This is a genomic window from Lysobacter sp. F60174L2, from assembly GCF_052547135.1.
This window is the reverse complement of the sequence record NZ_JBQWRA010000003.1, coordinates 580,127-592,627: the sequence shown is the minus strand read 5'-3', so window position 1 is coordinate 592,627 and position 12,501 is coordinate 580,127. Positions and strand designations below refer to the sequence as shown.

Annotated in this window: 14 protein-coding genes; 9 read left to right on the top strand and 5 right to left on the bottom strand. The window is 67.9% G+C overall.

What is annotated here, in order from left to right; genetic code table 11:
* Window positions 1–86: 86 nt before the first annotated feature.
* The 4 genes from ACT9AS_RS11675 to ACT9AS_RS11660 all read right to left on the bottom strand — a co-directional run bounded on the left by ACT9AS_RS11675 (window position 87) and on the right by ACT9AS_RS11660 (window position 2,897).
* Window positions 87–761: a DUF2058 family protein gene (locus tag ACT9AS_RS11675; protein WP_445100294.1), complete on the bottom strand. Its 675-nt coding sequence runs from the start codon at window positions 759–761 to the stop codon at window positions 87–89.
* Between the two features lie 40 nt (window positions 762–801).
* Entirely contained in the window at window positions 802–1,032 is a 231-nt protein-coding gene (locus ACT9AS_RS11670) for a SlyX family protein (RefSeq protein WP_445100293.1), read from the bottom strand.
* The gene (locus tag ACT9AS_RS11665; protein ID WP_445100292.1) at window positions 1,033–1,836 is read right to left on the bottom strand and encodes an FKBP-type peptidyl-prolyl cis-trans isomerase; all 804 of its coding nucleotides are present in this window, start codon (window positions 1,834–1,836) and stop codon (window positions 1,033–1,035) included.
* 116 nt (window positions 1,837–1,952) lie between these two features.
* Complete coding sequence (locus ACT9AS_RS11660) at window positions 1,953–2,897, bottom strand: FKBP-type peptidyl-prolyl cis-trans isomerase N-terminal domain-containing protein (RefSeq protein ID WP_445100291.1); 945 nt, start codon at window positions 2,895–2,897, stop codon at window positions 1,953–1,955.
* A gap of 188 nt (window positions 2,898–3,085) precedes the next feature.
* Here ACT9AS_RS11660 and ACT9AS_RS11655 point away from each other — a divergent pair, with 188 nt between their 5' ends.
* The 6 genes from ACT9AS_RS11655 (at window position 3,086) to ACT9AS_RS11630 (ending at window position 7,202) form a co-directional block, all read left to right on the top strand.
* Window positions 3,086–3,373, top strand: coding sequence for a hypothetical protein (locus ACT9AS_RS11655; protein ID WP_445100290.1), 288 nt, complete (start codon window positions 3,086–3,088; stop codon window positions 3,371–3,373).
* A gap of 3 nt (window positions 3,374–3,376) precedes the next feature.
* The gene (locus ACT9AS_RS11650; RefSeq protein WP_445100289.1) at window positions 3,377–3,748 is read left to right on the top strand and encodes a GntR family transcriptional regulator; all 372 of its coding nucleotides are present in this window, start codon (window positions 3,377–3,379) and stop codon (window positions 3,746–3,748) included.
* Entirely contained in the window at window positions 3,748–4,638 is an 891-nt protein-coding gene (locus ACT9AS_RS11645; RefSeq protein ID WP_445100288.1) for an ATP-binding cassette domain-containing protein, read from the top strand. Before ACT9AS_RS11650 ends, ACT9AS_RS11645 begins: the two co-directional genes overlap by 1 nt.
* Window positions 4,635–5,681: a hypothetical protein gene (locus ACT9AS_RS11640; RefSeq protein ID WP_445100287.1), complete on the top strand. Its 1,047-nt coding sequence runs from the start codon at window positions 4,635–4,637 to the stop codon at window positions 5,679–5,681. The genes ACT9AS_RS11645 and ACT9AS_RS11640 overlap by 4 nt, the downstream gene beginning before the upstream one ends.
* Before the next feature lie 92 nt (window positions 5,682–5,773).
* Entirely contained in the window at window positions 5,774–6,388 is a 615-nt protein-coding gene (locus tag ACT9AS_RS11635; RefSeq protein ID WP_445100286.1) for a DUF2884 family protein, read from the top strand.
* 43 nt (window positions 6,389–6,431) lie between these two features.
* Complete coding sequence (locus ACT9AS_RS11630) at window positions 6,432–7,202, top strand: DUF4097 family beta strand repeat-containing protein (protein WP_445100285.1); 771 nt, start codon at window positions 6,432–6,434, stop codon at window positions 7,200–7,202.
* 5 nt (window positions 7,203–7,207) lie between these two features.
* Here ACT9AS_RS11630 and ACT9AS_RS11625 read toward each other — a convergent pair whose 3' ends face one another.
* On the bottom strand, window positions 7,208–8,602 hold the full coding sequence (locus tag ACT9AS_RS11625) for an aspartate ammonia-lyase (RefSeq protein WP_445100284.1): 1,395 nt from the start codon (window positions 8,600–8,602) through the stop codon (window positions 7,208–7,210).
* A gap of 254 nt (window positions 8,603–8,856) precedes the next feature.
* Between ACT9AS_RS11625 and purB the strand changes: the two genes are divergently transcribed.
* The 3 genes from purB to ACT9AS_RS11610 are packed head-to-tail and all read left to right on the top strand — an operon-like array spanning window position 8,857 to window position 12,392.
* Window positions 8,857–10,233: an adenylosuccinate lyase gene (gene purB / locus ACT9AS_RS11620; RefSeq protein WP_445100283.1), complete on the top strand. Its 1,377-nt coding sequence runs from the start codon at window positions 8,857–8,859 to the stop codon at window positions 10,231–10,233.
* Between the two features lie 15 nt (window positions 10,234–10,248).
* Window positions 10,249–11,493, top strand: coding sequence for a JmjC domain-containing protein (locus tag ACT9AS_RS11615; RefSeq protein WP_445100282.1), 1,245 nt, complete (start codon window positions 10,249–10,251; stop codon window positions 11,491–11,493).
* Entirely contained in the window at window positions 11,490–12,392 is a 903-nt protein-coding gene (locus tag ACT9AS_RS11610; RefSeq protein WP_445100281.1) for a GNAT family N-acetyltransferase, read from the top strand. Before ACT9AS_RS11615 ends, ACT9AS_RS11610 begins: the two co-directional genes overlap by 4 nt.
* Window positions 12,393–12,501 lie beyond the last annotated feature (109 nt).

Below are 12,501 nucleotides of genomic sequence, written 5' to 3'. Positions count from 1 at the left end.
CCTGTAGGAGCGACGTAAATCGCGATTTCACCGATATCCGGGATCGCCGTGCAATCGCGACTTGCGTCGCTCCTACATCGAACGAACTACCAGACCAGGTCGTCGGGCACCTGGTACTTCGGATCGGAATACGCTTCGTCCACAACCGGCGCATCCGGGTCGACCTTCAGTGCCACCGCCGGGGCGAACACCTGCTCGGCCTGGGCCAGCAACTCCGCGGTCACCAGCAGGTAGCGGCCGTCCATCTGCAGCACGCCCAGCTCACCCGCGTTGAGCGCCTTGAGCTGCTCTGCGGTCACGTGGATGCGCTTGATCTTGCCGCCGTACGGGAAGTGCCGTGCGATGTCGGCGTTGGCGACGTTGAGGCTCTTGCCCTTGACCAGCTCGGCCAGGCGCGCCCGTGCCTCACGACGCTGCCGCGCTTCCGCCTGCTTGGCCTGTTCGGCACGGATGCGCTCGTCCTTCTCGCGCTGCGAGCGGATCGCGTAGGCCTTGGCAAGGTCGATATCCTCGCGCGAATTCGACCTGCCCCGCCCTGCCCGGGAGACGTCCGGTCGACCGCCGCCAGGCTTGCCCGGCACCGGCTTGCCCAGCCTTGGTCCCTCCCGGCCGGACGGCGGCTTGCCGCGCTCGCCGCGCCGGTCCTGCGGCGTGGCACCCGGCCGTCCCCCGCGTTTCGCACCATCGGCACGTTTGGGCTCGGGTGCCGGTGCCTTGAAGCCAAGCCCGAGAAGCTGGTTGCGGAGTGTGTCGTTGCTCATGTCAGTCGTCGCGGCGTCGCGCAACGCGGCCGCCAGATGGTCAGTAATGGGGCGGGGGTGGTTCTGCGGACGGATCGGCGGACAGCGGATTGGCGGACAGCGCGCCACGCAACTGCTTCAGCTCCTCCAGCGCACGGTGCAGCAACAGGCCGTTGCGAGCCTCCTCGTCCCGGGCCGCGGCCAGCGCGTCGCTGAGTTCGCCGATGGTGTGTTCCTGGAAAGACAGGCGCGTTTCCAGGTCGACCAGACGGTGTTCGATTTCACTGTTCACTTACTTGCCCGGCGGCTGGACGATATCCTGCAGCTCGACCTCGAACACCAGCACCGCGTTGGGTCCGATCGGGCCGCCCGGCGTGCCCTTCTCGCCGTAGCCGAGCTCGCTCGGGATCCAGAACCGGTACTTGCTGCCCACCGGCATCAATGCGATCCCCTCCTGCCAGCCCGGCACGACCTGCTGCAGCGAAAATACCGCCGGTTCATTGCGTTCGTATGAACTGTCGAAGGTCTCGCCGTCGAGCAAGGTGCCCTTGTAGTGCACGCGCACCATCGAGTCGGCTGATGGCCTGTCGCCCTTGCCCTCGGTGATCACCTGGTACTGCAGGCCGGATTCGGTGGTCTTGACGCCTTCCTTCGTGGCGTTCTCGGCGAGGAACTTCGCGCCTTCTTCCTTGTTCTTCTTCGCGGTGGCCATCATTTCGGCGATTCGTTCGGCCTGGATCCGCTGGGCGAACTTTTCACGCACCTGGGCGGCCTGGTCTTCGGACATCAGCGGCTTTTCGTCGGACAGCCCGGTCGCGATCGCCTTGGACAGCGTGTCGGCGTCGATCTCGTCCTTGACCTCTTCCAGCGAGCGGGCGATGTCGAGCCCGATCATGTAGCTGACCTGTTCCCTGTCGTTGGCAAGGCCCTCGATCTTGATGGCGCCATCGGTCGCGGCTTCGGCGGTGGCGTCGGCCTTGTCGGCAGCGGAGTCGTCACTCGCACCCGGCTGGCAGGCGGCGACGGCAAGGGACAGGGCGGCAACCGCCAACAGCGAGGCGGGCGCGGAGGCGCGCTTGATCAGGTCGGACTTCATCGGCAATTGGACTCCTGGGTTGGGGCGCGCCCGGCATCGGCCGATGCGCAAGCGCCCCACTGTGTTGGCGGCAGCCTGAATGGCGCCGTATCGACTCGGGATACCGGTTGAATGGCTTACTCGACGATCGCCTGCAACTCGACGTCGAAGACCAGCGTCGCGTTCGGCCCGATCTGGCCACCGCCGCCGCCCTTGGCGCCGTAGCCGAGCTCGCCGGGGATCCAGAACCGGTACTTGGCGCCGACCGGCATCATCGTCAGGCCCTCGGTCCAGCCGGCGATGACCTGGTCGAGCCCGAATTCGGCCGGCTGGCCGCGTTCATAGGAACTGTCGAACACGGTGCCATCCAGCAGGCTGCCTTCGTAATTGACACGCACCCGGTCGGTCGCCCGCGGGCGCATGCCCGACCCTTGGCGGAGCACCCGATACTGCAGGCCTGACGGCGTGGTGAACACGCCCTTCTCCTGCCGGTTGGCCGCCAGGAACGCCGCCCCTTCGGTCTTGTTGGCTTCGGCCTCGGCCTGCATGCGCGCCTGGAACTGGCCTCGCATCTTCTGCCCGAATGCCTCGCGGGTGCTGCCCAGCTCGGCTTCGCTCATCGCCAGCTCGCCACCGGCAAAGGTCGCACGGACGCCCTGCATCAGCACCGCCAGGTCCAGTTCGGCCTTCATCGGTTCCAGCGAGCGGCCCACGTCGGAACCGACCAGATAGCCCACCTGCTGCTTGTCGACCTCGGGGATCTCCGCGCCCGCGGGCGCCTGGCCGGCGCGCGAGGCGATGCGCATCATCAATCCGCGGCCGACGGATTCGACCTGGCTTTCCTCGACCAGCGGTTCGCCGCCTTCGAGCGCGTTGCGAACCGCGCGTTCGAACGCGGCAAGGTCGATGTCCGGCGCCGCGGGGGCGACCGAGCGGGCGACATCGTGGCCGACCATGTAGCTCACCCGGGCGCGCTCGCTATCCAGGGCTGCCTTGTCCTGGGCCAGGGCGGGAAATGCCGCGGCCGCCACCAGTACGGTCGTGGTCAAGATCGCGGCAACGCCGCGCACGAAAGCCTTCATCCGGAACCGCTCCTTTCGGGTCGCCATGGGCCATGGCGCAATTTCCCCATTGTCGCGACCGGACGCGTCGACGGCAATCGCGCCTGTGGCTGTCTGTGTCTTTGGTTGGGTTGTCCGGCGCTTGACCGGATGTGTTTTGGTGTTATAGTTCCATACAACACTGGTCAACCAACGAGCAGGACGTTCAGATGAACCGCAAGCTCCACAACACGCTTTCCGCCCTCACGGCCAGCGGCGCCCTGCTGGTAGTGAGCCTGATCGTTGCCGCACCGGTACCCGGCCAGGCCGATGCCCGTGCCGCCGCCTCGCTGGCGGCGGAACTCGGCACCGCAGGGACGCTGGCGCAGGCTCTCGAAACCGCCGCCCAGACCCTGGAGTCGGGCAGCACCGAGGAATCGCGCCCCGCCGGGGCGAGCACGCGCAACCGCAGGCAGACCCTGGTCATGCCGTTCTTCTCCTTCCTACCGCGGGGTTAACCCATGTCCGCTATCCAGTGGAGCGATGGCGCTCCCATCTACCGCCAGCTGAAGGAGCGCGTCGTGGCGATGATGCTCGACGGCGTCCTCAAGCCCGGCGATGCCCTGCCCTCCGTCCGGCAGGTCGCCGCCGAGTACCAGCTCAATCCCATCACCGTCTCGCGCGCCTACCAGGAGTTGGCGGACGAGGCACTCGTCGAAAAACGCAGGGGCCTTGGCATGTACGTGACCGAAGAAGCCGCAAAGAAACTGTTGGTCAATGAGCGCGAGCGCTTCCTCACCGAGGAATGGCCGCTGGTACTGGAACGCATCCTGCGCCTGGGCCTGACCGCCGAGGACCTGCTGGCCGCCGGTCCGGCCAAGGCGGGTGCGTGATGAACGCCGACCTCCAGATCCGCACCCCGATCGACTCCGTGGTCAGCGCCCGCAACCTGCGCAAGGCCTACAAGAACAAGGTCGCGCTCGACGACACCGCCTTCGATATCCCCAAGGGCCGCATCGTCGGCCTGATCGGCCCCAACGGCGCCGGCAAGACCACCGCGCTCAAGGCGATGCTCGGGCTGATCCCGTTTGAAGGCCGGATGAGCGTGCTCGGCCGCGACCCGCGCACCGAGCGCGACGAACTGATGCGCGATGTCTGCTTCATCGCCGACGTCGCGGTGCTGCCGCGCTGGATCCGGGTGTCGGAAGCGATCGAGTTCGTCGCCGGCGTCCACCCGCGCTTCGACCGCGCCCGCTGCGAACGATTCCTGAAGGGCACCCAGCTCGAACCGAAGATGCGCGTGCGCGAGCTGTCCAAGGGCATGATCGTGCAGTTGCACCTGGCCCTGGTGATGGCGATCGACGCCCGCCTGCTGGTGCTCGACGAGCCGACCCTCGGCCTCGACATCCTCTACCGCAAGCAGTTCTACCAGCGCCTGCTGGAGGACTACTTCGACGAGGAGAAGACCATCCTGATCACCACCCACCAGGTCGAGGAGGTCGAGCACATCCTCACCGACGTGATGTTCATCCGCGACGGCAAGGTCGTGCTGGACAGCGAGATGGACGCCGTCGGCGAGCGCTTCACCGAGGTGCTGGTCAACGCCGACCGGGCCGAAGCCGCCCGCGCACTGAAACCACTGGACGAACGCGCCCTGCCGTTCGGCAAGACCGTGATGCTGTTCGACGGCGTGCCGCGCGACCAGCTCGGCGGACTCGGCGAGACCCGTACCCCGGGCCTGGCCGACCTGTTCGTCGCCACCATGAAGGGGACCTACGCATGAACGCCCTCGACACCACCCTGCCCGCCGCCCCCCGCGCGGTCGCACCGGTCCACCCCACCCACAAGTTCCGACTGCTGCTGCGGCGCGAACTGTGGGAGCACAAGGGCGGCTTCCTGTGGGCGCCGCTGATCGCCGGTGGCATCCACCTGCTGCTGAGCCTGATGGCCATCATCTTCGGCGAAGTCATGCTCAACCGCGTGCCCGACCACGCCAAGATCGATGTCGCCGGCGGCAGCTTCAGCGTCAACGGACTCGACCTCGGGATGCTGACCGACAAGATGAGCCCGGAGCACCTGCAGGAAATGGGCCAGGCCATCGACGTGGCGTTGTACATGGCCGGCACCTGGCCACTGGTGGTACTCGCGTTCGTCGCGTTCTTCTACTGCCTGGGCTGCCTGTACGACGACCGCAAGGACCGCAGCGTGCTGTTCTGGAAGTCGTTGCCGGTGTCCGACAGCGAAACCGTCCTGTCCAAGGTCGCCAGCGTGACGCTGGTCGCACCGGTCATCGCGGCGCTGGCGGCCCTGGCCACCATGCTCGGTTCGCTGGCGATCTGGAGCGTGGTGGTGATGTTCCACGGCGGCAATCCCGCCACCCTGCTGTGGGGACCGGCCAGCCCGCTGTCGATCCTCGCCACGATGATCGCCTACGTCCCGGTCTACGCGCTCTGGGCGCTGCCGACGGTCGGCTGGCTGATGCTGTGCTCGGCCTGGGCCCGGAGCAAGCCGTTCCTGTGGGCGATCATGATCCCGCTGTTTGCCGGCATCTTCGTCAGCTGGTTCGACCTGATGCAGCTGTTCGACCTCGACTCCAGCTGGTTCTGGCGCCACGTCATCGGCCGCGGCCTGCTCGGCCTGATCCCGGGTTCGTGGATGGGCGACATCCCGATGGACGACTTCTCGCCCATCTCGCTGACCAGCTTCCTGAGCGTACGTTCGATGTACAGCGTGTTCGCAACCCCGCAGATGTGGCTCGGCGCCGTCGCCGGCGCCGCGATGATCTTCGGCGCGATCCGCCTGCGCCGCTGGCGCGACGAGGGCTGACGGTGGACGCGTCCCGGCGCCGCCTCCATGGCCCGGGACGCCCATCCGGCTGCCGCCCCGCACCGCAACCCTCCGCATATCCGAGACCTGCCATGAACAGCAAAATCCTTCCGGCCCTGCTTCTTCTCGCATGCATTCCATGGCTGAGCGCCTGCGGCAAGGACGAGCCACCGCAACCCGTACCCGCCACCGGCGTGCTTGCCGAGGTCAGTGCCGAGATCAGCAAGGAGATGGAAAACGTGTCGCGCGAAGTACGCGAAGCGATGGCCACCGAGAACATCGACATCGCCGACGGCGACGAGGCGCCCGCCGAGATCACCCCGCAGGGCGACCTGCTGATCGACGGCCGCAAGGTCGAGATCGACGCGGACCAGCGTGCATTGCTGCTGGAGTACCGGGGCCACATCGCCTACATGGCCGAAACCGGCGCCGCCATCGGCATGCAGGGCGCAGGCATCGCCACCGATGCGATCGGCATGGCCGTCGCGAGCATCTTTTCCGGCACGACCGAAGACCTCGAAGCGAAGATCGAGGCCAAGGCGGAAAAGATCGCGCAGCAGGCCGTGACCGAATTGTGCGGCCGGATGCCGGCCCTGATGCGGAACCAGCAGGCCCTGGCCGCGTCGTTGCCGGAGTTCGCCCCCTACGCCGACATCACCCAGGCCGACATCGACGACTGCAACGACGGTCGCTACAGCACCCAGTGAAACCCCACGGGCACCACGTCCGTTTGATCGCAAAGGAGAACACATGCGCAAGATACTGCTTGGCTGCGCGCTGATGCTGCCGCTGGCGGCATTCGCCCAACAGCGCTGCGAACACACCCGGCCTTTCGAGCTGAGCCCGGACATGGACGGCGTCGAGACCGTGGTTTTCCAGGTCGGCCCGTTCGACCTCGACCTCAAGGCCAACTCCGGCGCGTCGGCGCAACTGCAGGGCAAGGCCTGCGCGTCCAGCGCGAAGAAGCTGGACCAGTTGGTGTTCCTTCACGAACGTCGCGGGAATCAGCTGGTGATTTCGATGGACCGCGACAACGACGGCTGGGAGTTCAACCTGTTCGGCGACAACTACGCCTACATGCAACTGACGGCCGTCCTGCCCGACGACGTCGCGGTACGGGTCGACATCGGTTCGGGCGATGCCGACATCGATGGCGTGGCGAGCCTCGACCTGGTGATCGGCTCCGGCGATGCCGATGTGCGCCGCGTTGCCGGCCCGGTGAGCGTGGTGGTTGGTTCGGGCGATGCCGAGCTGACCGGCATCGGGCCGCTGGATGTCGGTTCCATAGGGTCCGGCGACGTGGGCGCCCGGGACGTGACCGGTGACGTCAGGATCGGCAGCATCGGATCCGGCGACATGGACCTGAACCGCGTGAAGGGCAACGTCGAGGTCGGCACCATCGGCTCCGGCGACCTTGATATCGACACCGTCAGCGGCGACCTGCGGGTGCGCAGCATCGGCAGCGGCGAGGTCAACCATCACCGAGTGGCCGGCACGCAGGAACTGCCCGACCAGGGCTGATCCGGCTACTTGTGGATCCCGCCGCGCGTCAGTGCGGTGGGGTCCAGCAGCCGGCGCAGTTCCTTCTCCGCGAGGCCGGTCGCCTCCACCGCGACCTCCAGCACCGGGCGCTTCTCACGATAGGCCTGCTTGGCGATCGCCGCGGCCTTCTCGTAACCGATCACCGGATTGAGCGCGGTGACCAGGATCGGGTTGCGCTGCAACGCCGCGGCGACGTTGTCCTTGCGCACCTGCAGCCCGGCGATGGTCTCGTCGGCCAGCAACCGCATCACGTTTGCCAGCAGCGCGATCGAGTCCAGCAGGTTGGCCGCGACCAGCGGCAGCATCACGTTGAGCTGGAAGTTGCCGCTCTGCCCCGCCACGGTGATCGCGGTGTGGTGGCCCATCACCTGCGCGCAGACCATGCAGGCCGCCTCCGGGATCACCGGATTGACCTTGCCGGGCATGATCGAGCTGCCCGGCTGTAACGCGGGCAGTTCGACTTCACCGAGCCCGGCCAGCGGCCCGGAGTTCATCCAGCGCAGGTCGTTGGCGATCTTCATCAGGGCCACCGCCAGCGCGTTGAGCTGGCCCGACAGCTCGACCGCGTCGTCCTGCGACGCCAGCCCCTCGAACTTGTTGTCGGCCGACTCGAACTTGGTCCCGGCCAGCTTCGACAGCGCCCGCGCCATCGCGTTGCCGAAACGCGGGTCGGCGTTGATCCCGGTTCCGATCGCGGTGCCGCCGATCGGCAGCCGTCGCAGCCGCTTGAGGCTGTCGTCGATCCGCCCCTGCGCGGACTGCAGTTGCGCCGACCAGGCGCCGAACTCCTGGGCGAACGTCAGTGGCATCGCGTCCATCAAATGGGTACGACCGGTCTTGGTAACCTTGCCGAGCGCGCGGCCGCGGCGGTCGATCGTCTGGCGCAAATGCTTGAGCGCGGGCAGCAGGTCCTCGACCGTGGCCAGTTGCGCCGACACCCGCAGCGCAGTCGGGATCACGTCGTTGGAACTCTGGCCGAGGTTGACGTCGTCGTTGGGGTGGACACCCGCCTTGCCGCGTATCGCACGCGAGGCCAGCGTCGCGATGACCTCGTTGGCGTTCATGTTGCTGGAGGTGCCAGAGCCGGTCTGGAACACGTCGATCGGGAAATGGACGTCATGCTCGCCCGTCGCCACCGCCAGCGCCGCCCTGCGGATCGCGGCGGCGCGGTTCTTCGGCAGCAATCCGAAACCGCCATTGACCTCGGCCGCGGCGGCCTTGACCAGCCCCAGCGCACGGATGAACCCGCGCGGCATCGGCCGGCCGGAGATCGGGAAGTTCTGCACCGCGCGCTGGGTCTGCGCACCCCACAGCGCGTCGGCGGGCACCTGGAGTTCGCCCATGCTGTCGTGTCCGGTGCGGTAGTCGTGGCTGGCCATGGCGTCCTCCGTTGGTTGCCGGGGAGCATACGCCGGGCGGGGTAACGTTCTCGTGCGATTCTCCGCCACGCCGCAGCCAGGCTTTTGTAGGAGCGACGTAAGTCGCGATCGCACGGCGATCCCGGGTGTCAGTGAAATCGCGACTTACGTCGCTCCTACAACGGACCATTTCGCCGGAGGTCGGGGGCCAGTTCTCCGGAGACCGAACGCCAGCCGCGCTAGAATGCCCGACTGCCTCCCCACGCCCGAACACCATGCCCGCCAGCACCGAATCCCAGCTCCTCGCCCTGTCCCCGCTCGATGGCCGCTACGCCGGCAAGGTCGACCCGCTGCGGCCGATCTTCTCCGAGTTCGGCCTGATCAAGGCCCGGGTCAAGGTCGAGGTCGAGTGGCTGCTGGCACTGGCCAACGAGCCGGGCATCGGCGAACTCAAGCCGTTCTCCGACGCCGCCACCGCGCGCCTGCGCAAGCTCGCCGACGAGCTGTCGGTCGAGGACGCGGCGCGGGTCAAGGAAATCGAGCGCACCACCAACCACGACGTCAAGGCGGTCGAGTACCTGATCAAGGAGCGGCTGAAGGACGATGCGGAGCTCGGGCCGGCGCTGGAGTTCGTGCACTTCGCCTGCACCTCCGAGGACATCAACAACCTCAGCTACGCGCTGATGTTGAGCGAGGCGCGTCAGACCGTGCTGCTGCCGAAGCTGGACGAGGTGATCGAGAAGTTGCGGGCGATGGCGCACGAGCACGCGGCGCTGCCGATGCTGTCGCGCACCCACGGCCAGACCGCCTCGCCGACCACCGTGGGCAAGGAACTGGCCAACGTCATCGCCCGCCTGCGTCGACAGCGCGAGACCCTCGCCGCGACGACCATGCCGGGCAAGATCAACGGTGCGGTCGGCAACTACAACGCCCACGTCGCCGCCTATCCGGAGATCGACTGGCCGGCGTTCTCGCAGCGCTTCGTGCAGTCGCTGGACCTCGAGTGGCAGCCCTACACCACCCAGATCGAGCCGCACGACGGCATCGCCGAGATCTGCGACGTCCAGCGCCGCATCGACACCATCGCGATCGACCTGTGCCGCGACATCTGGGGCTACATCTCGCTGGGCTACTTCAAGCAGTCGGTCAAGGCCGGCGAAGTCGGCAGCTCGGCCATGCCGCACAAGGTCAACCCGATCGACTTCGAAAATGCCGAGGGCAACTTCGGCATCGCCAACGCGCTGCTGGAGCACTTCGCCGCCAAGCTGCCGATCAGCCGCTGGCAGCGCGACCTGACCGACTCCACCGTGCTGCGTGCGCTCGGCACCGCCTTCGGCCACGCGCTGATCGGCTTTGACGCGCTGCTGCGCGGCCTGGGCAAGGTCTCGGCCAACCCCGAGCGCCTCGCCGCCGACCTCGACGCCTCGTGGGAGGTGCTGGCCGAGGCCGTGCAGACGGTGATGCGCCGCCACGGCCTGCCGCAACCGTACGAGCAGTTGAAGGCGCTGACCCGCGGCCACGGCATCGACAGGCAGGCGATGCGCGACTTCATCGCCGGCCTGGAGTTGCCGGCCGAGGCGCGCCAGCGGCTGCTGGACATGACCCCGGGCAGCTACATCGGCCACGCGGAACAGCTCGCCCGCGATATCTGAGCCAGCGACCACGCCATGAGCCGCCAGCGCAAGAAAACCGCCGCCCCGCCGATCGAGGTCGACGCTGCCAGCCTGCCGCCACTCGGCATGCCGCCGGCCGACTTCCTGCGCGACTACTGGCAGAAGCGGCCGCTGCTGATCCGCAATGCCTTCCCGTATTTCGCCGCGCCGGACTTCGTCCCGCCGATCTCGCCCGAGGACCTCGCCGGCCTGGCGTGCGAAGACACCGCGCTGTCGCGGATCGTCGCCCACGACCGCGAGCACGATAAGTGGCTGCTGCGCCACGGCCCGTTCCCGGAAGAGATGTTCCCGGGCATGCCCGACCACGACTGGACCCTGCTGGTGCAGGACGTCGACAAATGGGACGCCGACGTCGCCGCGCTTATCGACGCCTTCGACTTCCTGCCGCGCTGGCGGATCGACGACATCATGGTGTCGTTCGCCGCACCGGGCGGCTCGGTCGGCGCGCATGTCGACCAGTACGACGTGTTCCTGCTGCAGGCGCAGGGCCACCGACGCTGGCAGATCGACGCTTCGAAGAACCCGCCGCTGGATTTCCGCAACGACGTCGAGCTGCGGCTGCTCCAGCGCTTCAACCCGAGCCACGACTGGGTACTTGGCCCGGGCGACATGCTCTACCTGCCGCCCGGCGTGCCGCACCACGGCATTGCCGAGGACGCCTGCCTGACCTACTCGGTCGGCATGCGCGCGCCCGCCGCCGCCGAACTGCTCGGCGACTTCGTCGACACCCTCGCCGCCGAGGCCGACGACGCATTGCGCTATCGCGACCCCGACCTGGCGCCACCGTCGGATGCCGCCGAGATCGATGCGACCGCGATGATCCGCGTGGTCGAGGCCCTCAACCTGCTGCGGATGAACGACCCGGAGCGCCTGGGTGACTGGTTCGGCCGTTTCATCACCGTCTACCGCAGCGCCGGCCAGGTCATGCCGGCGGCGACCGCCCCCGGCGAGGCGCCGCGATCGCGAATCGAGATCGAATGGGACCTGCAGCACGGCGCCAGCCTCTGGCGCCATCCGTACTCGCGGATGGCCTGGCGCAAGGCCGGCCGCGGCGCGCGGCTCTACGTCAACGGACAGGAACACGCCATGCCGGTGCGCGACGCCAGGCGCATCGCCAATGCGGCTGTGCTCGATGGCGCGACCTACGCCGCGTTGTCCGGGACCGGTCGCGACGGCGTGTTCGAACTGCTGCAGGCCGGGCATTACCGGCTCGACACCGGCGACGGCGAAGAGGAATGAGTACGCCGGCCTTCACCGTCGAAGGCATCGACTACCAGGCAGGGCTGCCCGACCTGCGCCGCGTGCGCGAGACGGTGTTCGTCCACGAACAGGGCGTGCCGCTGGCGCTGGAATGGGACGAACTTGACCCGCAATGCCACCACGTCGTCGCCCGCGATAGCGGCGGCGAGGCGATCGGCACCGGCCGCCTGACCCCGAAACGCACGATCGGCCGGATGGCGGTGCTGTCCGACTGGCGCGGCCGCGGTGTCGGCGACGCGATGCTGCGGGCGCTGCTCGAACAGGCCCGCGCGAACGGCTGGCACGAGGTCTCGCTGCACGCCCAGGCCAGCGCGATCGACTTCTACGCGCGCCACGGCTTCCTGCCGGTGGGCGAGCGCTTCGAGGAGGCCGGCATCGAGCACCAGTCGATGCGCCTGCTGCCCGGCGCGGTCAATCCGGTCGAAACCCGCGACGCCGCTGTCGCCGCCATGCTCGGCGTGATCGCCGGCGCGCGTCGCCAACTCGTCATCTACAGCCGCGAGCTCGATCCGGGCCTGCTGGATGCCCCCGCCGTGGTCACCGCGCTGCGTCGCCTGGCGACCGCTGGCGGCGAAATTCGGGTGCTGCTGCAGGACCCGGCCGAACCGCAACGCGCCTTGGCACCGCTGATCGGCCTGGCCCAGCGCCTGCCGAGCGCGTTCGCGTTCCGCGCGATCGAGGAGCCGACCGACCGCTCCTACGCGTCCGCCTATGTGGCCAACGACCTGCGCGGCTACTACTTCCGTCCGCTCGGCCACCGTTTCGATGGCGAAACCCGGCTCGACGCGTCCGGTCGTGCGCGCCAGTTGCGCGCAACCTTCGACCCCGTCTGGCAGCGCGCCCGGCCGTGCACCGAGTACCGCGCACTGGGTCTTTGAAGGCGGCCGGCCGGCCATTATCTGAACTGCGACGAACCCTCTTTCACCGTTCTTGGCGGGACAGAGTGTTTTTCCCCGGATTTACTGGCCGGCACCCCGTACGTGCGGG